This window comes from Stappia indica (genome assembly GCF_020177335.1).
Classification (GTDB): domain Bacteria; phylum Pseudomonadota; class Alphaproteobacteria; order Rhizobiales; family Stappiaceae; genus Stappia; species Stappia indica_B.
On the sequence record NZ_JAIVMG010000001.1, the window covers coordinates 582,743 to 606,100 of the forward strand.

The following is a 23,358-nucleotide window of genomic DNA, read 5'->3' on the forward strand; positions in this document are numbered from 1 at the left end:
GAGGCCGGTGTCGGGGTCCAGGCGCAGACCATGCCAGCGGCAGGCATCATCCGCCCCGGCCACGGGGTGCCGGTAGGAACCATGCCTTCATGGCTTTGTCCAGCCCCCTGTGTTCAGGGCAGTCATGCGCTAGAGATCCGCGCCCCCGGCATACTGGGCAAGACGGGCCGCGTACCGCGCCATCATGTCGACTTCGAGGTTGACCAGATCGCCGCACTTGCGCTCCCCCCAGGTGGTCACCGTCAGGGTGTGGGGGATGAGAAAGACGGAGAAGGTATCACCGTCGACATCGTTTACCGTCAGGGAGGTGCCATCCAGCGCCACGCCGCCCTTCTTCGCGATGAAGGGCGCGCACTCACCCGGCACCTTGAAGCGGAAGAAAGCGGATTCGGGATGATCGGTCCGCTCGATGATTTCGGCGGTGCCATCCACATGCCCCTGCACGATGTGGCCGCCCAGTTCGTCGCCGATGGCCAGGGAGCGCTCCAGATTGAGCCGGTCCCCCACCTTCCACTTCGGAACCGTGGTCAGCTTCAGGGTTTCCGCCGCCGATTCAATCTCGAACCAGTTCTCGCCCGCGTCCCGCCCCTTGGCGGTCACCGTATGACACACGCCGTTGCAGGCGATCGAGGCGCCAAGGGCAATGCCATCCGGGTCATAGACCGTGAGGATACGGGTGCGTAGCCCGGCCGGGATCTCCGAAATAGCGGCGATACGCCCGATGTCTGTGACAATCCCGGTGAACATGGTCAGCCCCTCTCGCGTCGATAATGCTGAAGCTGCTCGCCCTCGTGGCACTGGCGGGCAACAAGCCGGTAGTCCGGCATTCGCTCGAAAAACTCGATGCCGCGATCGACGAAGGGCCGGATCCCCCCCTCCCCGATGACGACATTGCCGCGTGAAATAATCACCTCATCGGCGACACCCCGGTCAACGAAGGCGCGGGCGACGGAGGCGCCGCCCTCCACCAGCAGACGGGTGAGCCCACGCTGGCCGAGCGCGCGCAGCGCCACCAAGGGATCGATCCGCCCAGTGGCCAGGGTTGCCAGCCGAACCACCGTGCAGCCGGCATCACGCAGGGCATCGGTACGGGCGTAGTCGGCGCCATTGCCGACCAGAACCCAGACGGGAATATCGGCGGCGCCGCGCACCAGCTTGCTGTCGAGCGGCAGCCGGGCGGCGGTGTCGAGAATGACCCGGACCGGCGAACGCTCCCCCAGACCGGGCAGACGGCAGTTCAGCAACGGATCATCGCAGAGCGCCGTACCGATGCCCACCATGATGCCATCGCACTCGGCGCGCAGGATATGCACACGCCGGGCAATTCCCTCGCCGGTGATCGCCACCTGACCCGCGCCGCGCCGGCCGATGAAGCCATCTTGCGACACCGCGAGCTTCAGGATCACCTGGGGACGCCCGTCCAGAAGGCGTCGTACATGGCCAATGTGATGAGCGTGGCACAGATCGGCGGCCACCCCGGACACCACCTCGACGCCGCGTTCACGCAGGATCGCCTCCCCGCGCCCGGCAACGCGTGGATTGGGGTCGCGCAGGCCGATGATCACCCGCTTCACCCCCGCTTCCGCAAGCGCGACGGCGCAAGGTCCGGTGCGGCCATGATGGGAACAGGGCTCCAGTGTGACATAGCAGCTCGCGCCCCGGGCCGCCTCGCCCGCCTGGCGCAGGGCCATCACCTCTGCATGGGGGCCACCGGGGCGCTGGGTCACACCGCGTCCCTGAATCACGCCCCCCTTTACGATCAGGGCGCCAACGGACGGGTTCGGCCAGACCAGTCCCTGGGTGCGCCGGGCATAGGCAACGGTCGCAGCCATGTACCGTTCATCGTTCAATCGGTTGATATCGCTCACGCAGTCGTCCGCTTGTCAGCGGTCCTCAAGCCCCGGCCCCTCCGGACCGCTCATCTCATCGAGAAGAGCCTCGAAGTCCTTTGCCTCCCGGAAGTTCTTGTAGACGGAGGCAAAGCGCACATAGGCAACATCATCCAGGACCTTCAGGCCCTCCATCACCAGATGGCCGATGTCGCTGGCCTTGACGTCGCTTTCGCCGGAGCTTTCCAGCTGGCGCACGATCCCACTGACCATGCGCTCCTGCTGCTCCGGTTCGACCGGCCGCTTGCGGGTCGCGATCCGCACGGACCGCGCCAGCTTTTCCCGGTCGAAGGGCACACGGCGCCCGCTACGCTTGATGACCGTCAACTCGCGCAGCTGGATCCGTTCAAAGGTGGTGAAACGACCGCCGCAGGCCGAACAGATCCGGCGGCGGCGGATCGCCGTGTTGTCCTCGGTGGGACGGGAATCCTTCACCTGCGTATCATCGCAGCCGCAATACGGGCATTTCATGCGTCACGTGGCTCCGGATTGGATCGCTCCCGGCTCAAAGGCCGGGATAGATCGGGAAACGCTCGGTCAGAGCGAGCACCTTGCCGCGTACGGTCTCTTCGGTGCGGGCATTGCCATCTTCGCTGTTGGCGCTCTTCAGGCCGTCCAGAACCTCGGTGATCAGGAGGCCGATCTCGCGGAACTCCGCCGGGCCGAAGCCGCGGGTGGTGCCGGCCGGCGTGCCTAGGCGAATGCCGGAGGTGATCGTCGGCTTCTGCGGATCGTCCGGGACACCGTTCTTGTTGCAGGTGATGTTGGCGCGGCCGAGCGATGCCTCGGCGGCCTTGCCGGTGAGGTCCTTCGGTCGCAGGTCGACCAGCATCAGATGGTTGTCCGTGCCGCCGGAGACGATATCCAGACCGCCCTCGCGCAGGGTCTCGGCCAGCACCTTGGCGTTTTCCACCACGTTGCGGGCATAGATGCGAAAATCCGGGCGCAGCGCCTCGCCGAAGGCCACCGCCTTTGCCGCGATCACATGCATCAGCGGACCGCCCTGAAGGCCCGGGAACACTGCCGAATTGATCTTCTTGGCAATGTCCTCACGGTTGGTCACCACGAGACCGCCACGGGGACCGCGCAGGGTCTTGTGGGTCGTCGAGGTCGCCACATCCGCGTAAGGGAACGGGCTGGGATGCGCACCACCGGCGACGAGGCCGGCAAAATGCGCCATATCCACCATCAGATAGGCGCCGACCGCATCGGCGATCTCACGGAAGCGGACGAAGTCGAACTCACGCGAGTAGGCGGAGCCGCCGGCAATGATCATCGCCGGCTTGTGTTCCTTCGCCAGCTCTTCCAGCCGGTCGTAGTCGATCATGCCGGTACTGTTGTCGAGACCGTAGGGAACCGCGTTGAACCACTTGCCGGACATGTTCGGACGCGCACCATGGGTCAGGTGACCGCCAGCGTCGAGGCTCAGCCCGAGAATGGTGTCGCCCGGCTTCAACAGGGCAAGGAACACCGCCTGGTTCGCCTGGCTGCCGGAGTTCGGCTGCACATTGGCGAAATCGCAGCCAAACATCTGCTTGGCTCGGTCGATCGCCAGTTCCTCGGCGATATCGACGAACTGGCAACCGCCGTAGTAGCGGCGGCCCGGGTAGCCTTCGGCGTATTTGTTGGTGAGCACCGAGCCTTGTGCTTCCAGCACGGCGCGCGAGACGATGTTTTCCGAAGCGATCAGCTCGATCTCATGCTTCTGGCGACCGAGTTCCTTGCTCATCGCGGAATAGAGCTCGGGGTCCGCGTCGGCCAGGGCGCACGTGAAGAAATCCGGATAAATCGGCGCGTCGAGTGCAGTTTCGGTCATCGACATCGTCGGTCCCCTTCCAAGTCTCACCAGGAGAGTTTTCACTCACGAAAAGAATGCGCGCCTTGCAACATGCCGGCGAGCGCTCCAGCGGGGACAGCCAATCTTCCCCACCACCATCAAGGGCGATGCAAATAGCACAGCCGCCAAACGGAACCAAGGCCCAGTTCCGGGCATTTTCCGGGGTCAGCGGCGGGTTGTCCTCACCTCAAGTTGCCGCATCAGCTTGCGCAGCGCCAATTGCTGAAGATCCGCCTGCGCCGCCTGAACCGGCCCCATCACCACGACTTCCAGCCCGCTGGCCGCGTCGATGGCGGTCACCTTGACCTGTCGACCAAGCGGAACGAACTCGAAATACACCTCCCCTGGCATGGACGTGGTCCCGCTCATGCCTCAGGCCTCCGCGTCACTGCGCCGCATTCGAAGCCGGCGAGGAAAACCACTTGCCATCCCTCACAACATGACGAACCGACACCGTCGGCATGGCGCCTATTGCGACGGCGATTTGCTTCCGCGCGACAAAGCGTCCCCGTCACTGCAAGGATGCCTCGGTGCTGCTCATCATCAGTCCGTCACGATTGTAGATATCGTCGCGGAAATGCACCACGCCCTCGGCGGTCGCCCAAGCGGTCACATAGGCGAGATACAGCGGGATCTGGGTCTTCAGCCGCACATCCTCGCGCTCGCCGGAGCGAATGGTGGTATCCACCCGCTGACGGTCCCAATCCGGCGTCGTGCTGGCCAGCAGCCAGGTAATCAGTTCACGCACGTTCTGCACGCGCACGCAGCCCGAGGAGTGGAACCGATAGTCGGAGCCGAACAGCGACTTCGACGGGGTGTCATGCAGATAGACCTGATGCTTGTTGTGGAAGTTGATGCGAACCGACCCAAGCGAATTGATCTCGCCCGGCTCCTGACGGAACTGGAACTTGGTCGCCTCGTCGGTGCTCCAGTCGATCTGCTGCCAGGTCAGTTCGTTCCCCTTCCAGTCGAAGATCCGGATCCGGTTCTTTTCCAGATAGCCGGGATCCTCGTTCATCTTCGGGATCAGGTCCTTGCGGATAATCGAGACGGGAACCGTCCAGTAGGGATTGAAATTGAGCTCGTAGATCTTCGAGTTGAGAATCGGCGTCTGCCGGTCGATCTTGCCGACCACGGCCGTGTGCCGAGACCGGACGCGGCCGTTTTCCACCGCCTCGATTTCGGCTGCCGGGATGTTCACCATCACATAGCGGTCGCCGAGGAAGCCGGACATGGAACGCAGGCGCACCAGATTGGTTTCAAGCTGGGACAGACGCACCTCGGCCGGAACGTTGAGCGCATCGAGGGTCCCCTTCCCCACCACCCCATCGGGGGTCAGGCCGTTGCGGGCCTGGAAACGCCGCACGCCGGCATCGACATAGGAATCGAAGGTGCTGGAAAAGCCGGCGGTCTGCTCAAGGTCGCCGGAGGCCATCAGGCGGCGGCGCAAGGGCACCACATTGTCATCCCGGGCACCGAGCCGCATGGCCCGCCGTCCGCTGCTGACCCGCGGCCAGCCGCCTTGCGCAACGATCGAGGAATAGCGGGCGATCGCCTGTTCCACATAGGCCGCCGTATCGGGAGACAAGGTCGGCGAGGTGGATTCGATTGCCTGAAGGCTGCGCATGGTGTTGTCGAACTGATCGCTCCACTCGGCCCGCTGCTGCTGCTCGATCAGCATCTGCACCGCCGCGTTCTGTGCCGTCGCCGCCTGGGGCAACGCCATCAGAGCCAGCCCGGCCAGTCCGAAACCGGCCTTTCGCGCCAACGATCCCACCTCGAAGATGGTGGCTGCCATCGATCCCACGCGCATACTCCCTTTTCACCCTGCATCCTGCGGTCAGGACATGGGTACCCCGCCCCTGTTAACAAATACTCACACGCACAGGGCCAATTGCATCTCCCGGCGAATACTACGGCAACGAGAGCCATCCGGCAAAGCCAGCGCAACCTGCGGCCACACTCCGGACATGTCGGGTACATGGGTTTTCATGTCATTGTGGCGCATTCATGGTCTGCCCCACCGGCACTTTTCAACCGGACCCGACAGCCGATGCAGTCTCCGGCGGGGGCAAACGTCAAAGGCCCGCCCTCCTGGAGGAAGGCGGGCCTTTTGAAATCCGGATCCGGGAAGCTCCCTTGCCGGAGAGGCGGCACACCGCGACCGGTGACCTTTGCCGGGCTTTTACAGCCGATACAGGATCTGGTCGGTCCAGAACCGCTCAAGCCGACGCAGCGACTTGTTCAGCACCACGAAATCATCCGGACCGATCTCGCCGACCTGCTCGACCGACAGCATCTGCCGTTCATACAGATCATTGATCTTCTTGGCGACTTCCTTGCCCTGTTCCGTCAGGCTGACACGAACCGAGCGGCGGTCGGTGCGCGAACGCTGGTGATGGATAAAGCCCATGTCGACCAGCTTCTTCAGGTTGTAGGACACGTTGGAGCCCAGATAGTAGCCCCGGGTGCGCAGCTCGCCGGCAGTCAGTTCGGCATCGCCGATATTGAACAGCAGCAGTGCCTGCACCGCATTGATATCCGAGCGGCCTTCCCTGTCGAATTCGTCCTTGACCACATCCAGCAACCGGCGATGCAGTCGTTCGACCAAAGTCAGAGCTTCAAGGTAAAGCGGTTTGATCTGGTTCGTGTCTTCGGCTTGAACTGTTGTTTCAGCCACCTTTTTTGCGGTCATCATCTGTCTGCGCCTCATGTATTGTTTTTGGTGGGTTATCCTCACCTTGAAACAGACATTAGGCGGCCGGTCTCTAAAATCCGCTTAAAAAGAACGCTAAACCGAACGTTAATTGCCAATTTTACCCCAAACCAACATGCGTGACGTTTTGTTAAACATGGATTTAGGTAGCAAAACAGCCAAAAAACCAAGATTTACTTACTGGAAACCCTAGGATCCAGACTCATAAATGAGCTCGAAATGGTTTGAGGCGGATTGCTCCTGGTCAAGGAGCGGAAGCGCCGGAAATGTGGCTCATTTTCAAGCCTTTCGCGACGCATGAGCAGGTGCAATCCGGTCAAATCCTTCAGGACATGGAAATGGCTTCGCCCTGCATCGTCAGCGCGTTTGACCGGGCAACAAGCCCGCTCCGCACGCCCTTCCTTGCAGTCTCTTGCCATTCCCATGCCATGTCAGCGCATTTATGAGTCTGGACCCTAAGTGCCGCGCCCATCGGCGCGGCACGGGTTTGCTGGAAAACGAGCGCGTCAGGCCTCCTGCTTGCCGCGCAGGAAGCGAATGATGCCGGAGAAGTCGGTTCCCGCCTCACCCGCATTGCAGAACATGTTGTAGAGCGCCGCGGCCTCGGCCCCGAGCGGCGTCGAGGCACCACTGGAATGCGCCGCCTCCTGAGCGAGCTTCAGATCCTTCAGCATCATCGCCGCCGCGAAACCCGGCTGGTAGTCGCGGTTGGCCGGCGAGGTCTCGACCGGCCCTGGAACGGGACAATAGCTCGTCAGCGACCAGCACTGACCCGAGGCGGTGGAGGAAATATCATAAAGCTTCTGGTGATCGAGCCCGAGCCGCTCGGCTAGAACGAAGGCTTCACTGACACCGATCATGGAAATGCCAAGCAGCATGTTGTTACAGATCTTCGCCGCCTGCCCGGTGCCGGCACCGCCGGCATGGACGATGGTCTTGCCCATGATTTCCAGATAGGGCAGCGCCGCTTCATAGGCGTCGTCCGGACCGCCGACCATAAAGGTGAGCGTTCCGCCGGCGGCACCGGCGACCCCGCCGGAGACCGGCGCATCGACCATCCGCATGCCCGCTTCGACGGCGGCGGCAGCGACCTTGCGGGCGGAGTCCACATCGATGGTGGAGCTGTCGATCAGCAGCGCACCGGGACGCACATGCGCCAGCACCCCGTCGTCGCCGCAATACACCTTGAGCACATGCGCGCCCGCCGGCAGCATCGACACCACCACATCGGCAGAGGCCACCGCCTCCGCGACGCTGTCGACGGCAACACCGCCCGCCGCGCTGAGGCGCTCCTTGGCTTCGGTCGACAGATCAAGGCCGAAGACCTTGTGCCCGGCCTTCACCAGGTTGACCGCCATCGGCCCACCCATGTTGCCCAGTCCGATAAAGCCGATGGTTGCCATGTATTCTCTCCTTGGCTGAACGAAAGTTCACAACACTCAAGATTCGAGATCCGCGCGCCGGAATGGCGCGCTAACGTCGTTGTTCCCGCTCCGTGAGGTAGAGCAGGATCAGATAGAGTGCGATGGTCAACAGATAGAACGCGATTTCATAAGGCCGGCGCCCGAACACATCGGAAAATGCGGAGTGCATCACCACCTGTGTCAGCGCCCGGAACAGCCACATCACCGCGCCCCAGGACACGGTCAGCCACAGGCCGATGGCCGCCACCAGATCCAAGACGGCGAAGAACACGGTCGCCGCCTGCCACTCCACCGGCATGTCCCAGAACCAGGCGCCGCGCCAGGGCACAATGCCGATGATCCGCGCCCAGTGAATGAGCCCGCCGCCCAAGAGGAGCACCGCCATGGCCCTGAGATACCAGACGAGCACCACCGACCAGGCCGGCCGGCTCTGCACGAAATCCTTGATCAGCGAGATCATCGGCACATCATCCCTGTTGCCAGTCCTCGCCCCCGCCCGTCCTCGTCATACATCCAGATCACCGCCCGCGGGTGCGGAAAAGTGCGCTTCCACATCCGCTTCGCGCACATCTTCAAGATTGGCCGGCGTCCAGTGCGGGGTGTTGTCCTTGTCCACCAGGACCGCGCGCACGCCCTCGTAGAAGTCCTTGCCTTCCAGGATCCGGCTGACGATCCGGTATTCCATCCGCATGCAATCTTCGAAGTCCAGATCGGCACCGCGCCGCACCTGCCGGAAGGCGATCTCAAGGCTGGTCGGAGACTTGGAGCGGATGGTGTCCGCCAGCCCGGCCGCCCAATTCGCATCCGCGCCGGTGACCTGATCCAGCTCATTGAGGATCGCGGCGACCGAGTCGCGGCCGAACACGTCAGCGATGCGCGTCTCGCGTTCCGCCAGCGGCGCCTCGCCCTCGGCAAGATCCGCAGCGGTGCGGGCCCGCGCGGCCAGCACCTCGTCGGGAGACCCGCTCTCGGCAAGCGCGTCCAGCAGCCCATCGAGATCGGCGGAGGCGACCGCATGGGTCAGCACGCCGGTCCACAGCGCATCGGCCTGTTTCATCCGCCCTGCGCTCAGCGCCGCCAGCATTCCGGTCTCCCCCCGCAGGCGCGGCAGGAAATAGGAGCCGCCGACGTCGGGGAAGAAGCCGATGCCGGTCTCCGGCATGGCAAAGACGGTTCGTTCGGTGCCGACCCGGTGGCTGCCGTGCACCGAAATGCCGACGCCGCCGCCCATGACGATGCCGTCGATCAGCGACACCCAGGGCTTGGGATAACGCTTGATCGCCACGTTCATCCGGTATTCGTCGGCGAAGAAGTCGACCTTGTGCGGATCCCCGGCCTGCCCCTGATCGTAGATCCGGCGAATGTCGCCACCGGCACAGAAGGCCCGCTCGCCAGCGGCCCGCAACACCACAAGACGAACCGCATCGTCCTCGCGCCAGGCATTCATCTGCGCGGCGAGCGCGCGCACCATGCCATGGCTCAGGGCATTGAGGGCTTTCGGACGATTGAGGGTAACGACGCCGGCATGGCCACGGGTTTCGAACAGAATTTCGTCTTCGCTCATCGAGCCCTCACTAACTTGTCGCCGAACAGGATCAGCACGGCCAGGATCACGCCGTAGCCCCATAGCACCATCGCGGCGAACAGCACATCGTCGTTCGCCGGAATGGCCGGAAACATCTGCGCGAGCAGAAGCGTTGCCGCCGCATCACCCGGACGTCCGGAAATGACGACACCGGCCGCAAAGCACGCGCATGGAACCCGGGGCGCATTCTCAATCCTTCAACAGGTCCCGCGCGATGATCAACCGCATGATCTCGTTGGTACCTTCCAGGATCTGATGGACCCGCACGTCCCGCAGGTAGCGCTCGATCGGATAGTCGCGCAGATACCCGTAGCCGCCGTGCAGTTGCAGCGCCTCGTTGACCACCTTGAAGCCCGTGTCGGTCGCCAGCCGCTTGGCCATCGCCGCCGTGCGGGTGGCATCCGGTGCCTTGGCATCGACCAGAATCGCCGCCTTGTGCAGCAAGAGGCGGGCCGCCTCCAGCTCCGTCGCCATATCGGCGAGACGAAACTGCAGGGCCTGGAACTCGGCGAGCGCCTTGCCGAACTGGCGCCGCTCGCGCATGTAGGCGGTGGTGCGATCCAGGCAGGTCTGCGCCGCCCCGAGCGAGCAGGCACCGATATTGAGCCGACCGCCGTCGAGCCCGGCCATGGCGATGCGGAACCCCTCGCCCTCTTCGCCGATGCGGTTGGCCACCGGCACCCGGCAATCGGTGAAATCGACCTGCGCCGTCGGCTGGCTTTTCCAGCCCAGCTTGACCTCCTGCGCCCCGAAGGACAGGCCCGGCGTCCCCTTTTCCACGACAACGCAGGAGATCCCCCGGGGGCCATCCTCGCCGGTGCGCACCATGGTCACATAGACATCCGATACACCGCCGCCGGAAATGAACGCCTTGGAGCCGTTGAGCACATAGTGGTCGCCATCGCGCACCGCGCGGGTCCTGAGGCTCGCCGCGTCGGAACCCGCCCCCGGCTCGGTCAGGCAATAGCTGGCGAAGCGCTGCATGGCGCAAAGATCGGGCAGGAAGCGGCGGCGCTGCTCGTCGGAGCCGTAGCGGTCGATCATCCAGGACGCCATGTTGTGGATCGAGATATAGGCGGCGGTCGAGGTGCAGCCCTTGGCTAGTTCCTCGAAGATCACCGCCGCGTCGAGACGGCCAAGGCCGGAGCCGCCGACATCATCCCCCACATAGATGCCGCCAAAGCCCAGTTCGGCGGCCTTGCGCATGGTTTCGACCGGAAACGTCGATGTTTCGTCCCATTCCCGGGCGTGTGGCTCCATTTCGTCGCGGGCGAATTGTGCCGCTACGTCCTGAAACGCGCGCTGATCCTCACCGAGGGTAAAATCCATGAACGGCGCCTCCCCTACCGCACGTTACCTTACGCACCGCGCGGCAAGACGGCCGGGCAGCGCAAGGGTCCAGAGCCGCAAATGAGCTCGAAATGCCTCATTTGCGGCTCTGGACCCTAGGTTTGAGTACCGGTCACCTGACCTGCCGTCAATCTTGCCATTGTATCGCACCCTCTCAGTCTTTCGGCGAAGAGGCGCATGGGATAGTGTCCGGACAAACGCGATTTTCGACGACACACTGGAGATTCCTCAACATGACCGCGCCTCATCGTCCCTACGCCGGCGGCCTTGCTGCCGATGTCGGCTCCATCGTTGGCGGTCGCCGGCTGCGCCGCAACCGGCGCACCGACTGGTCGCGCCGGCTGGTGCGCGAAGTGAGCCTCACGGTCGACGACCTGATCTGGCCGCTGTTTTTGACCGAAGGCGAAGGCATTGCCGAGGACGTGCCCTCCATGCCCGGCGTGCAGCGGTTCAGCGTCGATGGCGTGGTGCGGCAGGCCGAGGAAGCGGCGAAGCTCGGCATTCCGGCCATTGCGCTGTTTCCCAACACCGACCCCTCCTTGCGCGACGAGACCGGATCGGAGGCGCTCAACCCGGACAATCTCATCTGCCGCGCCTGCCGGGCGATCACCCGGGAGGGCCTGCCGATCGGCATAATCACCGATGTGGCGCTCGACCCCTACACCAGCCATGGCCATGACGGGCTGATGCAGGGTGAGGACATCCTCAACGACGAGACCGTGGAACAGCTTGTCCGCCAGGCGCTGTTGCAGGCGGATGCCGGCGCCGACGTGATCGCCCCCTCGGACATGATGGACGGACGTATCGGCGCGATTCGCGGCGCTCTCGACCGCTCCGGCCATGGCGATGTGCAGGTGATGGCCTATGCGGCGAAATATGCCTCTGCCTTCTACGGCCCGTTCCGCGATGCGGTCGGCACCAACACCACGCTGGTCGGCGACAAGCGCACCTACCAGATGGATCCGGCCAACAGCGACGAGGCGTTGCGCGAAGTCGAGCTCGATCTTGAGGAAGGCGCCGACATGGTGATGATCAAGCCGGGCATGCCCTATCTCGACATCATCCGCCGTGTGAAGGACACCTTCCTGATGCCGACCTACGCCTATCAGGTGTCCGGCGAATACGCCATGATCTGCGCCGCCGGCCAGAACGGCTGGATCGACCGGGACCGGGCGATGATGGAAAGCCTGATCGCCTTCAAGCGCGCCGGCACCGACGGCATCCTCACCTATTTCGCCCCCGAGGTCGCCCGCCGGCTGGCAAAGGCCGTCTAGGGGATGAACTCCGACCGCGTTCCGGGCCGCTGACACAGCCCGGCGATGCGGTCGATGGCCGCGCGAAAGCGGGTCTCGTCGGGCACGGAGGCAAGGCACAGACGCACCGCGCCCGGCGCGGTGCGGGCGTCGGCCGCAAACAGCCGCCCCGGACTGACCCGCACGCCGAGCGCCTCCGCCTCGGCGCAAAAGCCATCCTCGGTCCAGCCCTCCGGCACGGAAAGCCAGGCAAGCCCTCCTGCCAGGGTATCGCGCGACAAGCCTGGCAACCGTTCGGCCACATAGGCCGCCCGGCGGGCCCCCCCCTCGCGCAGCCGCGCCAGTCTTTCCTCAAACGTCGGCAGGCTAAGGATCCAGTTCGCCGCGTCGGTCAGGACCGGCGACACCATCATCTGCATGGCATTCTGCGCGCTGGCGAGCCGGCGGATCATCACTGACGGGCCAGCCGCATAGCCGACCCGAAGGGCCGGTGCGACGCATTTCGACAGGCTGAACACCAGCAGTGTCCGCTCCGGAATCAGCTCGGAAAACCCTGTCCGCCCAGGCTCCTCCAGAAAGCCGTAGATCTGATCCTCCAGAACGGTGAGCCGATGCCGGGCCGCAACCTCCGCCAGCGCAGACCGGCGGGCGCCCGGCATGGCCCCGCCGGTCGGGTTCTGCACCGCCGGCATCAGGAACACCTGCGACACCGGCACCTTCCGGCACAGGGCATCGAGCGCCTCCGGGCACATGCCTTGCGCATCCATCCGCACCGGGTGGAGCTTCGTGCCGGTGGCCACCGCCGCCGCAATCACCCCGGGATAGGTCAAGGCATCGCAGGCGACACCGCCCCCGGGATCCCGCAGAGCGAGGAACGCCGCCGACAGCAAGGACTGCGCGCCGCTCGCAACGACGATATCCTCCGCTGTCACGCCAGACCGCCAACGCGAGATCAGCGGCACCACCGCCTCCCGGTTCTCCCGGCAACCCTCCAGCCCCTGATAGGAGAGCGACACCGCACCGGAGGCGACGCGCGCGGCGCTCCGGTGCAGGGCCTCGGCGAGCAAACCGCTTGCATCCTCCATCTGGAAGCTGTTGACGCTGAAATCCGCCACCGCCTCGGGCGGCGGCGCGCGCATGGGAAACGGATCGGCCCCCGCGCCGCTGCCAATGAAGGTGCCGCGGCCAACCTCGCCATGGGCGAGCCCCGCCACCACCAGCGCGCGATAGGCCCGCGCCACGGTTCCCGGCGCGCAGCCGATCTGCCAGGCGCTCTCGCGGATCGGCGGCAGCTTCGCCCCGGAGGACAGGACGCCCGCCTCGATCTGGCCACGCAGGAAGCTCTCGATCCGCCGCGCGGTCAGTGGCCCGTCCTGAGCGCCGAAGGTCCGGAATATTGTCATGAGTACAATAATAATATTGTAACTTGGTACATATCAATCGACTTTCGATGCCTTGCCAGAAACGCAACGCCATACCGGCCACGCAAGGATCGCCATGCTTTCCGAGATCGCACAGCCCTCACACCTCGCAGCCGCATCGCAGATGCTGATGCCGCTGACGCAATTCGCTCTGCTTGCCGGGTTCATCGTGGCGATGGTCGGCTCGCCCGGTCCGGCCAACATGGCTCTGGTGGCCAACGGGCTCGCCTTTGGCGTGCGCCCCGTCCTGCCCTTCATGCTGGGAACCACGGGCGGCTTCCAACTGATCTTCTGGCTGAACGCCCTTGGGCTGTTCGCTCTGCTGCAAAGCGCTCCGGCGGTGTTCCAGATCCTGCGCTGGGCATGCATGGGGTATATATTGTACCTCGCCTGGCTCATTGTCCGGGCGCGACCGAAGACAATGAAGGCAGGTGCGGCACCAGGGTTCTGGCGCGGCTTCTGGGTGCATCCGCTCAACCCCAAGGCCTATGCCATACAGGTCGCCGCGCTTTCCCAGTTCGTCGCGCCGAACCGGTTCCTCGCCGATGCACTGGTGGTCTCCGTGACCTTCTGCCTCCTGGGCATCACCCTCAACAGCCTCTGGCTGTGTGGTGGCAGCCTGATGCGGGCGAGCACGGGCGACGGGCGCATCCTGCGCGGGCTCAACGTCGCGCTGGCCGCGCTGATGGTCGGCTCGACCATCACGAGCTTGCAAATGATCCCCGGATAGAGGCACAAACTGGGATCCCATGACACAGGCCCGGTGGCGCAAATGCAGGTAACGCTTCAATCCATCCAGGACGCGGCCCGGTCAATCGCCGGCGCGGTGATGCAAACGCCCTGCCTGCCCGCGCCCAAGCTGTCGCAGCTCACCGGCGCGGACATCCGCGTCAAATACGAGAACCTGCAGGTCACCAATGCCTTCAAGGAGCGCGGCGCCCTCGTCAAGCTACTTACCTTGAGCGAGGACGAACGGGCGCGCGGGGTGATCGCCATGTCCGCCGGCAACCATGCCCAGGCGGTCGCCTATCACGCGCGGCGGCTCGGCATTCCGGCCACCATCGTCATGCCCGAACCGACGCCCTTCGTGAAGGTCGCCGCCACCCGCAGCTACGGCGCGCAGGTGGTGCTGGCCGGCGAAATGCTCGCCGATGCGCAGGCCGAGGCGGAGCGCCGAGCGGAAGAACACGGACTCGTCTGGGTCCATCCTTACGACGATCCGGCGATCATCTGCGGACAGGGCACCATCGCGCTGGAGATGCTGGAGGCACAGCCGGACCTTGACTGTCTCGTCGTGCCGATCGGCGGCGGCGGGTTGATCGCCGGCATGGCGACCGCAGCCAAGGCGCTGAAGCCGGACATCGAGATCGTCGGCGTGGAACCTGAGCTTTACCCCTCGATGCTGGCGGCCCTGCGCGGTGAGCAGGCGACCTGCGGCGGCGCGACGCTGGCCGAGGGCATCGCGGTGAAGAATGTCGGCGTCCTGACCCAGAAGATCGCCCGCGACACGGTGGATGACATCCTGCTCGTCAGCGAGGACGCCATTGAACAAGCGGTCAACGCCTATCTCACCCGGCAAAAGACCATGGCGGAAGGCGCGGGCGCGGCGGGGCTCGCCGCCGTCCTGACCACGCCTGAGCGGTTCGCCGGCCGCCGGGTCGGCCTGGTGATGTGCGGCGGCAACATCGACCCGCGCCTTCTTTCCTCGATCATGGTGCGGGCGCTGGCGCGCGAGGGGCGGATGCTGGCGATCCGCATCGCCACCCAGGACCGCCCGGGTGTCCTTGGCGAGATTTCCAGCCTTGTCGGCACGCTTGGCGGCAACATCCTGGAAGTGTCGCACCACCGGCTGTTCCTGAACGTTCCGGCCAAGGGCACAACCCTTGACGTCACCATGGAAACCCATGACCGGGCTCACGCGGACCGGATCATCGCGGCCCTGGAAGAGCACGGCCACAAGGTCAAACCGCTGGATCTTGGCGAGTCCCGCCTTTGAATCAAGGCGTCCGCTCCTTATCTAGGGAATGAGAGTCATCACCGGAGCCCAACTGCCCATGCAACCCGACCCCACAGTCACCAGTCCCGCCGCATCCGGCGGCGATCCCCTCGGGTCGGCAGCCTATTATCAGGATGTGCGCACCCGGCGCGCCCTTGCCTTCCTGCTCGATGTGGTGGTGGTCGGCGCGCTCTGCCTCGGCGCCGGCTTCCTGGTCTTGCTGCTCGGCCTGTTCACCTTCGGGCTCGGCTGGTTCATTTATCCCATTCTGTGGCAGGTGGTGGCGCTGGTCTATGCCGCCATCACCCTTGGCGGGCCGCGCTCGGCGACCATCGGCATGCGCTCGGCCGGGCTGGAGCTGCGCATGTGGAACGGCGGGCGCCCCGATGCACTGATCGGCGCGATGCATACGCTGCTCTACTGGTTCTCCGTCACGCTGCTGACCCCCCTGGTGCTGGCGGTGTGCCTCTTCACCCCGCGCAAGCAACTCCTGCATGATCTCATTCTGGGAACGGTGGTGATCAACAGCGCGGTCACCTATCGCGATTCCGGCCGGCACTGACGCGACGATACGCCAATCCCGCACAGCGCATGCGGGCTGTATGACTTTCGGCTATCCGTTTGCTTTCATGCGGTTTCGCGTGGAAAACCGGTTTCCACTTTTCATCAAACTGCTCTAGAAAAGGGGAGTTCGATTTCGTGCCGTGCTGCCGTGCCGGCCAGCCAGCAAAAGGATGTGGGCCGACCGCATGACGCCAGCCGACCTGCCGATGCTTCTCACGCTGCTGGTGATTGTTGTCACCATCGTGCTCTATGCCATCGACCGGTTCACGCTTGAATTCATCGCGCTTGGCTCGGTCGTGGCGCTTCTGGCGATCTTCTCGTTTCCTTGGGCGGCCTCCAATGGCCAGCCCGCGCCCACCATCGGTCCGGCGGATCTGCTTGCCGGCTTCGCCAATCCGGCCCTGATCACCGTCATCTGTCTGTTGATCATCGGTCAGGCGCTGTTCCAGACCGACGCGCTCGACAAACCGGCGAAGCTGATGGTCAAGGCCACCCGGCGCTATCCGTTTGTCGCCGCCGGTGCCATCCTCGCCACCGTTGCGGTGACCAGCGGCTTTCTCAACAACACGCCCGTGGTGGTGATGTTCCTGCCGATCCTGTCCGCGGTCGCCGCCGCGCAAGGAAAATCGGCCTCGCGGCTACTGATGCCGCTGTCCTTCATCGCCATTCTTGGCGGCATGACCACGCTGATCGGTTCCTCCACCAACCTTCTGGTCGCCGATGTCGCGGCGCGGTCAAGCGATGTCCGCCTCGGCTTCTTCAGCTTCACCGGACTTGGTGCCATCCTTGCCGTCGTCGGCGGCCTTTACGTCATCTTCGTCATGCCGCTGCTGCTTCGCGCGCGTCGGACCATGGCCGATGAGCTGCAATCTTCCTCCGGCAAGCAATTCATCGCCCAGATCTCCATTACCGCCGGTCATCCGCTCGAAGGGGTGGAGGCGGTGGCCGGGTTGTTTCCGCCGCTGAAGGACATGACCGTGCGTCTGGTACAGCGCGGCGAGCGGCCGATTCTACCGCCCTTCGAAAACGTCACCCTGTCGGTCGGCGACACGGTGATCGTCGCCGCCACCCGTTCGGCCCTGACCTCGGCGCTGGCCCGCCGCAATCCCCTGATGGGCACGGAAGGCAACGAGACGGACGATACCGAACCGGCGCCCTCCCAGCGCTCGCTCACCCTGACCGAGGCCATGGTCGCGCCTGCGTCGCGGCTCAGCGGGCGCACCATCGCCCAGAGCGGCTTCCACTCGGCGACAAGCTGCGTGATCATGGGGGTGCAGCGGCGCTCGCGGATGCCGCGCATGGCGATGACCGAGATCCGGCTGGAGCCCGGCGATGTGCTGCTGATCGCAGGCGGCGCCAGCGATATCGAGAAACTGCGTCGCTATCACGACGTCCTGCTGCTGGACTGGTCGACGGCGGAGGTCCCTCCACGGCGGCTGGCGCCACGTGCGCTGGCGATCTTCACCCTGCTGGTGGCGGTGATCGCCACCGGTGTCGTTCCCATCGTCTCTGCCGCACTGGCGGCCACCTTCGCCATGATCGCCGCCGGCTGCCTCAACGTGCGCCAGGCGCTGCGCGCGGTCGACAGCCGCATTTTCATGCTGATCGGCGCCTCGATCGCCTCGGCAACGGCGCTGGAAGCGACAGGCGGCGCCACCGCCATTGCCGATCTGCTGGTCGGTGCGCTGGAAGCGCAGCCGCCGATGATGATCCTGTCGGCGCTGTTCTTCCTCGTCATGGTGATGACCAACCTTTTGTCGAACAACGCCACCGCCGTGCTGCTGACGCCGATCGCCGTCAACATGGCGGTCCAGACCGGCCTGCCGGTGGAGGCCTTCGTCACCTGCGTGATCTTCGCCGCGAATTGCTCCTTCGCCACACCGATCGGATATCAGACCAATCTGATCGTCATGGGTCCCGGCCACTACCGGTTCTCCGACTTCCTGATCGCCGGAACACCTCTTGCGATTTTGATCTGGCTGACGTTCACTTTCCTGGCGCCGGTGTATTATGGTTTCGATATGCTGTGACGTATCCTGACCGGAGATCACTGTCGTGACGCGGCACCCGACCGACACACCGCAGTTCTACCTGACCGCCCCCTCGCCCTGCCCGTATCTGGAAGGCCAGCAGGAGCGCAAGGTTTTCACCCATCTGGTCGGCAGCCGGGCCCAGGCGCTCAACGACGTGCTCACGCAAGGCGGGTTTCGGCGCAGCCAGAACATCGCTTACCGCCCGGCCTGCGAGGGCTGCAAGGCCTGCGTCTCGGTAAGGGTCCGGGTCGACGACTTCCACTGGACCCGCTCCTTCCGGCGGCAATGGCGGCGCAATGCAGACCTGATCGGCACCACCTCCACGCCTGCGCCAAGCGCACAGCAATACGATCTGTTCCGTCGCTATCTCGACGCCCGCCACGCCGAGGGCGGCATGTCGGACATGACCGTTCTCGACTATGCGATGATGATCGAGGATACCCATGTGGAGACCATGCTGATCGAATACCGTCAGCGCGGGCCCGACTCATTCCTGACGGGAACCGGTGAAGGGCCGCTGCTCGGCGTCGCTCTCACGGACCTGCTCAGCGATGGATTGTCGATGGTTTATTCCTACTTCGAGCCAAACGCGCCCTCGCGCAGTCTCGGCACCCATCTCATTCTCGATCATGTCGAGCGCGCGCGCGCGCTGGGCCTGCCCTATGTCTATCTGGGCTACTGGGTCAATGGCTCGCCGAAGATGGATTACAAGGCACGGTTCCAACCGCAGGAGCATCTGGGGCCGGATGGCTGGCTCCCCGCCACCTGAGGCGAACACCGCCCGCCCCAGACAATTCTCCCCAGAGCGAGCCCTGGTCAGGCGGCGTCGACCTCGGCACGGATCAGCGTGAAGACATCGCGGAACATGTCACGGGTCAGCCGGCCCGTGTTGGTGTTGTAGCGCGAGCAATGATAGCTGTCGAACAGCACCGGCCGGCCGGGAATCGCATGCCGGGCCGCATGGCCGAAGGGATGGCTCGCCTTGCGCACCCCATAGGCGGACATCACCGCATCATGGGCAATGCGCCCCAGAGCCAGCACCGCGACGAGACTTTCCGTGCGGGTCAGGGTGGCCGTCAGAAACGGCAGGCAGGCGCGAATCTCCGCTCCGACCGGCTTGTTCTCCGGCGGCACGCAGCGCACCGCATTGGTGATCGCCGCGCCAACAAGCTCCAGACCGTCATCGGGCCGCGCGTCATAGGTTCCCCGCGCGAAGCCGAAATCGATCATCGTCTCGTAGAGCAGATCGCCTGCATAATCCCCGGTAAACGGCCGCCCGGTGCGATTGGCACCGCGCAGGCCAGGCGCCAGCCCGACCACCAGCAACCGGGGCGTCGCCCCGGTCCAGGTTGGCACCGGACTGTTATGCCAGTCCGGCGAGCGCTCACGATGCAACGCGCGAAACGCGACCAACCGCGGGCAGAGCGGGCAGTCGCGATCGGGATCGAGAGGATGCGTCATTGCGTCCGACAGATCAGTAGTCCTCGTCCTCATCGTCGCGCGGCGCACGCTCGACAACACGGGCGGGCCGTTCCGCCGGATCGCGTCCGACCTTCTTGGCCAGTGTGGCGAGGTCAATGAAGTGATCGGCCTGCCGGCGCAGATCGTCGGCGATCATCGGCGGCTGGGTCTGCAGAGTAGAGACGACGCTGACCTTGCGGCCCTTGCGCTGCAATGCCTCGACCAGCGACCGGAAATCGCCATCGCCGGAGAACAAGACGATATGGTCGACCTGATCGACCAGTTCCATGGCATCGACGGCCAGTTCGATATCCATGTTGCCCTTGACCTTGCGCCGACCACTGGAATCAACGAATTCCTTTACCGGCTTGGTCACGACCTTGTAACCGTTGTAGTCGAGCCAATCGATCAGCGGGCGAATTGAGGAGTATTCCTGATCTTCAATCAATGCCGTATAATAGTACGCCCGCAGAAGATACCCCTTCGACTGAAATTCCTGAAGAAGCCGCTTGTAATCGATATCGAAGCCGATTGTCTTCGCGGTGGAGTACAAATTCGCACCATCGATAAACAAGGCCACCTTTTCTCTGGGGTCGAACATCACGTGTAATGCCTTTCTTTATTAATGCAGAAAGTCGCCAGCCCTACGGATATTTTGCCATTATAAAATGCGAGAGCGATCCTTGCGCGTGAATTCGCCTTCACGAGAGGACAAAGAAATGCGTTCGCGTTCACCGTATTCGGATCGACTTGACTGCCCGGATCACTGCCCGGTTTTCCCGTGACCATGGAACCGCCCCTGCGCGGAGCCTGTCCTTTTTGTCAAACAGCCGTTTCGGCATGCCTGTTTATGAAATTCACCTACACCATTTCGCCCGGCAACGGCAACAGACCTTCCGGTAGGTTTTCCGCCCGTTTCATGACAATACACAACGCAGACCAAAAATACTTAACCCTCGGCCGACCCGCAATTCTTGTGTTTCGGGTTGCGTTCTGGTCGCCAACCCTCTATGTGTCGCGCCTTGCTTCCCATACTGCAACGGAGAAAATGCATGGCGCGCGTGACCGTCGAAGATTGCATCGACAAAGTCGAGAATCGCTTCGAGCTGGTTCTGCTGGCGAGCCATCGGGCGCGGATGATTTCCAGCGGCTCGCCTTTGACCGTGGATCGCGACAACGACAAGAACCCTGTCGTTGCCCTGCGCGAGGTCGCCGAGGAAACCGTCAGCCCGGAGGATCTCAAGGAAGATCTGATCCATTCGCTGCAAAAATACGTCGAGGTGGACGAGCCGGAGACCGAGGCCGTGCCACTGGTGCCGAATGCCGGCGCGCGAGGCGGCACCGAAGTCAACAGCGTTGATGACAGTGCCGTTGAATTCGACCGGATGTCAGAAGAAGATCTGCTGCGCGGGCTTGAGGGACTTGTCCCGCCGGAGCGCAAGGACGATATCTGACGCCAGGCGGCAACGCCGGCCAGAGGGCCACCTCAGGCGGATCCGCATCTTTATTTCAGTGCCGTCCGGTCCAGCCGGACGGTCTGGCGTTGTGAGGCGTCTCCGCAATGATGCGGCAATATGAACTTGTCGAACGGGTCCAGCGTTTCAATCCGAATGCCGATGAGGCCTTGCTGAACAAGGCCTATGTCTATGCCATGCAGAAGCACGGCAGCCAGACGCGCGCTTCCGGCGATCCGTTCTTCTCCCATCCGCTTGAAGTCGCTGCGATTCTCACCAATCTGCGCCTGGACGACGCCACCATCGCCGTCGCCCTGCTGCATGACACGATCGAGGACACCTCAGCGACTCGCGACGAGATCGACCGGCTGTTCGGGCCGGAGATCGGCAAGCTGGTCGATGGCCTGACCAAGATCAAGCGCCTCGATCTGGTGTCGAAACGCGCGAAGCAGGCCGAGAATTTCCGCAAGCTGCTGCTGGCAATTGCCGACGACGTGCGGGTGCTCCTGGTCAAGCTGGCCGACCGGCTGCACAACATGCGCACGCTGCACCACATGCCGGAGCACAAGCGCGGGCGCATTGCCGAGGAAACCATGGAGATCTATGCGCCGCTCGCCGGTCGCATGGGGATGCATGACATGCGCGAGGAGCTGGAGGACATTGCCTTCAGGACCCTCAACCCGGACGCCTACGAGACCATTACCGAGCGGCTGGCGGCGCTGGAGCAGCGCAACGAAAGCCTGATCACCGACATTGAAGCGGACCTGACGGAACGTCTGGAGGAGCGCGGGATTGCCGCCGTCGTGCGCGGCCGCGAAAAGCGCCCCTACTCGATCTTCCGCAAGATGCAGTCGAAGTCGATCGCCTTCGAGCAATTGTCGGATATCTACGGCTTCCGCGTCATCGTCGGCACGGTGGAGGCCTGTTACCGGGTGCTCGGAGTGGTGCACACCACCTGGCCGACGGTTCCCGGGCGCTTCAAGGACTATCTTTCGACCCCGAAGCAGAACGATTACCGCTCGATCCACACCACCGTGGTCGGCCCCAGCCGGCAGCGGGTGGAGCTGCAGATTCGCACCAGCGCCATGGAGCGGGTCGCCGAATACGGCATCGCCGCCCATGCGCTGTACAAGGACGGTGAGTTGGGCGGGCGCAACATCGCCAAGCTGAACGACGAAAGCCGCGCCTATGAATGGCTGCGCCGGACCATCGAGCTGCTTGCGCAAGGGGACACGCCGGAAGAGTTCCTGGAGAACACCAAGCTGGAATTGTTCCACGACCAGGTGTTCTGCTTCACCCCCAAGGGGCGGCTGATCGCCCTGCCGCGCGGGGCCACGCCGATCGATTTCGCCTATGCGGTGCACACGGATATCGGCAACACCTGTGTCGGCGCCAAGATCAACGGCCAGATCATGCCTCTGGTGACGGAACTTCGGAACGGCGACGAGGTCGACATCGTCCGCAGCCAGGCGCAGACCCCGCCCCCGGCGTGGGAATCCCTGGCCGTCACCGGCAAGGCGCGGGCGGCCATTCGCCGGGCGACGCGAGAATCGGCCCGCCAGCAATATGGCTCTCTCGGCCGGCACATCCTTGAACGGGCGTTCCTGCGCGCGGGCCACACCCTGACCGACGACCGGCTGGCCGGCGTGCTCGTTCAACTCGGCCATTCCAATCTCGCCGACCTGCTGGCGGCGGTGGGGCGCGGCGACATTCGCGCCCATGACGTGGTTCACGCGGTCTATCCCGATTTCCGCGACGACCGGCTCGGAACCGTCCCGACGGAAGCGGAGGACGGCTGGTTCGACCTGGAGCCGGGCAGCGGCATGAAGTTCCGCATTCCCGATGCGGAGAGCGCGACCGGCGGCGCGCATTCCCTGCCGATCACCGGCCTGACCGGCAATCTTCCCATCTCCTTCGCGCCCGAAGGCGGCGCGGTGCCCGGTGACCGGATCGTCGGCATTTTGACACCGGGCGTCGGCGTCACCATCTATCCCATACAGTCGCCCGCGCTGCAGGCGTTCGAGGAAGAGCCCGAGCGCTGGCTCGATGTGCGCTGGGATATGTCAGGCGACCAGCATGACCGCTTCCCCGCGCGCATTGCCGTTTCGGCGCTGAACGAACCGGGATCCCTGGCGGCCATTGCCGCGACGATCGCCGACCTGGACGGCAACATCGACAATCTGAAGATGGTGCGCCGGGCCGCCGATTTTCACGAAATGATCATCGATCTCGAGGTATGGGATCTGAAGCACCTGACACGAATCATCAACCAGCTAAGAGCAAAAACCAACGTGTCCAACGTGCAACGCGAAATCGGCTAGGGTCACGAAGGAGCACCGGCCACAGCCTTCCGAAGCGAACCTCCAGGGGCAGCA

General features: G+C 64.1%; 22 protein-coding genes. 8 read left to right on the plus strand and 14 right to left on the minus strand.

The annotated features are described in order from the left end of the window. Window positions 1-129: 129 nt before the first annotated feature. The 11 genes from LC062_RS02580 to LC062_RS02635 form a co-directional block, all read right to left on the minus strand. A complete protein-coding gene (locus LC062_RS02580) occupies window positions 130-747 on the minus strand; it encodes a riboflavin synthase (RefSeq protein WP_224909447.1) in 618 nt (205 codons plus the stop codon). A 2-nt stretch (window positions 748-749) separates the two neighbouring features. Beyond that, the gene (ribD, locus tag LC062_RS02585; protein ID WP_404829665.1) at window positions 750-1,868 is read right to left on the minus strand and encodes a bifunctional diaminohydroxyphosphoribosylaminopyrimidine deaminase/5-amino-6-(5-phosphoribosylamino)uracil reductase RibD; all 1,119 of its coding nucleotides are present in this window, start codon (window positions 1,866-1,868) and stop codon (window positions 750-752) included. A gap of 15 nt (window positions 1,869-1,883) precedes the next feature. After that, the gene (gene nrdR, locus LC062_RS02590) at window positions 1,884-2,360 is read right to left on the minus strand and encodes a transcriptional regulator NrdR (RefSeq protein WP_224909449.1); all 477 of its coding nucleotides are present in this window, start codon (window positions 2,358-2,360) and stop codon (window positions 1,884-1,886) included. A gap of 34 nt (window positions 2,361-2,394) precedes the next feature. Continuing rightward, entirely contained in the window at window positions 2,395-3,711 is a 1,317-nt protein-coding gene (gene glyA / locus LC062_RS02595) for a serine hydroxymethyltransferase (RefSeq protein ID WP_224909450.1), read from the minus strand. A 180-nt stretch (window positions 3,712-3,891) separates the two neighbouring features. Beyond that, window positions 3,892-4,095: a DUF6898 family protein gene (locus LC062_RS02600; protein WP_224909451.1), complete on the minus strand. Its 204-nt coding sequence runs from the start codon at window positions 4,093-4,095 to the stop codon at window positions 3,892-3,894. 142 nt (window positions 4,096-4,237) lie between these two features. Continuing rightward, the gene (locus LC062_RS02605) at window positions 4,238-5,524 is read right to left on the minus strand and encodes a L,D-transpeptidase family protein (RefSeq protein WP_224909786.1); all 1,287 of its coding nucleotides are present in this window, start codon (window positions 5,522-5,524) and stop codon (window positions 4,238-4,240) included. 387 nt (window positions 5,525-5,911) lie between these two features. Continuing rightward, window positions 5,912-6,424 (minus strand): transcriptional regulator LdtR, encoded by a 513-nt coding sequence (ldtR, locus tag LC062_RS02610; RefSeq protein WP_224909452.1) that lies wholly within the window; start codon window positions 6,422-6,424, stop codon window positions 5,912-5,914. 524 nt (window positions 6,425-6,948) lie between these two features. Next, the gene (mmsB, locus tag LC062_RS02615) at window positions 6,949-7,845 is read right to left on the minus strand and encodes a 3-hydroxyisobutyrate dehydrogenase (RefSeq protein WP_224909453.1); all 897 of its coding nucleotides are present in this window, start codon (window positions 7,843-7,845) and stop codon (window positions 6,949-6,951) included. Window positions 7,846-7,915: 70 nt separating this feature from the next. Next, on the minus strand, window positions 7,916-8,326 hold the full coding sequence (locus LC062_RS02620) for a DUF6163 family protein (protein ID WP_224909454.1): 411 nt from the start codon (window positions 8,324-8,326) through the stop codon (window positions 7,916-7,918). Window positions 8,327-8,371: 45 nt separating this feature from the next. Continuing rightward, a complete protein-coding gene (locus LC062_RS02625) occupies window positions 8,372-9,430 on the minus strand; it encodes an enoyl-CoA hydratase/isomerase family protein (protein WP_224909455.1) in 1,059 nt (352 codons plus the stop codon). 210 nt (window positions 9,431-9,640) lie between these two features. After that, window positions 9,641-10,780: an isobutyryl-CoA dehydrogenase gene (locus LC062_RS02635; protein ID WP_224909456.1), complete on the minus strand. Its 1,140-nt coding sequence runs from the start codon at window positions 10,778-10,780 to the stop codon at window positions 9,641-9,643. A 254-nt stretch (window positions 10,781-11,034) separates the two neighbouring features. On the opposite strand from LC062_RS02635, the gene hemB reads away from it, so the two are divergent. Then, on the plus strand, window positions 11,035-12,075 hold the full coding sequence (hemB, locus tag LC062_RS02640) for a porphobilinogen synthase (protein WP_224909457.1): 1,041 nt from the start codon (window positions 11,035-11,037) through the stop codon (window positions 12,073-12,075). On the opposite strand, the gene LC062_RS02645 is transcribed toward hemB, so the two are convergent. Next, entirely contained in the window at window positions 12,072-13,457 is a 1,386-nt protein-coding gene (locus LC062_RS02645) for an aminotransferase-like domain-containing protein (RefSeq protein ID WP_224909458.1), read from the minus strand. The two genes, hemB and LC062_RS02645, sit on opposite strands and share 4 nt — an antisense overlap. A 94-nt stretch (window positions 13,458-13,551) precedes the next feature. Here LC062_RS02645 and LC062_RS02650 point away from each other — a divergent pair, with 94 nt between their 5' ends. From LC062_RS02650 to LC062_RS02670, 5 genes are all read left to right on the plus strand, one after another. Further along, window positions 13,552-14,205: a LysE family translocator gene (locus LC062_RS02650; protein ID WP_224909459.1), complete on the plus strand. Its 654-nt coding sequence runs from the start codon at window positions 13,552-13,554 to the stop codon at window positions 14,203-14,205. 42 nt (window positions 14,206-14,247) lie between these two features. Continuing rightward, window positions 14,248-15,471 carry a threonine ammonia-lyase gene (locus LC062_RS02655; RefSeq protein WP_224909460.1) on the plus strand — a complete coding sequence of 408 codons (1,224 nt, stop codon included), beginning with the start codon at window positions 14,248-14,250 and terminating at the stop codon, window positions 15,469-15,471. 58 nt (window positions 15,472-15,529) lie between these two features. Further along, window positions 15,530-16,033 (plus strand): RDD family protein, encoded by a 504-nt coding sequence (locus LC062_RS02660; protein WP_224909461.1) that lies wholly within the window; start codon window positions 15,530-15,532, stop codon window positions 16,031-16,033. A gap of 187 nt (window positions 16,034-16,220) precedes the next feature. After that, window positions 16,221-18,065 (plus strand): SLC13 family permease, encoded by a 1,845-nt coding sequence (locus LC062_RS02665; RefSeq protein WP_224909462.1) that lies wholly within the window; start codon window positions 16,221-16,223, stop codon window positions 18,063-18,065. 25 nt (window positions 18,066-18,090) lie between these two features. Then, window positions 18,091-18,837, plus strand: coding sequence for an arginyltransferase (locus LC062_RS02670; RefSeq protein ID WP_224909463.1), 747 nt, complete (start codon window positions 18,091-18,093; stop codon window positions 18,835-18,837). 47 nt (window positions 18,838-18,884) lie between these two features. Here the strand turns inward: LC062_RS02670 and LC062_RS02675 are convergent, their stop codons facing one another. Both LC062_RS02675 and LC062_RS02680 read right to left on the minus strand, forming a co-directional pair. Next, entirely contained in the window at window positions 18,885-19,529 is a 645-nt protein-coding gene (locus LC062_RS02675; protein WP_224909464.1) for a uracil-DNA glycosylase, read from the minus strand. Between the two features lie 13 nt (window positions 19,530-19,542). Beyond that, entirely contained in the window at window positions 19,543-20,130 is a 588-nt protein-coding gene (locus LC062_RS02680) for a LabA-like NYN domain-containing protein (protein WP_181758385.1), read from the minus strand. A gap of 451 nt (window positions 20,131-20,581) precedes the next feature. On the opposite strand from LC062_RS02680, the gene rpoZ reads away from it, so the two are divergent. Then, a complete protein-coding gene (gene rpoZ / locus LC062_RS02685; RefSeq protein ID WP_224909465.1) occupies window positions 20,582-20,983 on the plus strand; it encodes a DNA-directed RNA polymerase subunit omega in 402 nt (133 codons plus the stop codon). Window positions 20,984-21,090: 107 nt separating this feature from the next. Then, window positions 21,091-23,304 (plus strand): RelA/SpoT family protein, encoded by a 2,214-nt coding sequence (locus LC062_RS02690; RefSeq protein ID WP_224909466.1) that lies wholly within the window; start codon window positions 21,091-21,093, stop codon window positions 23,302-23,304. Window positions 23,305-23,358: the final 54 nt, after the last annotated feature.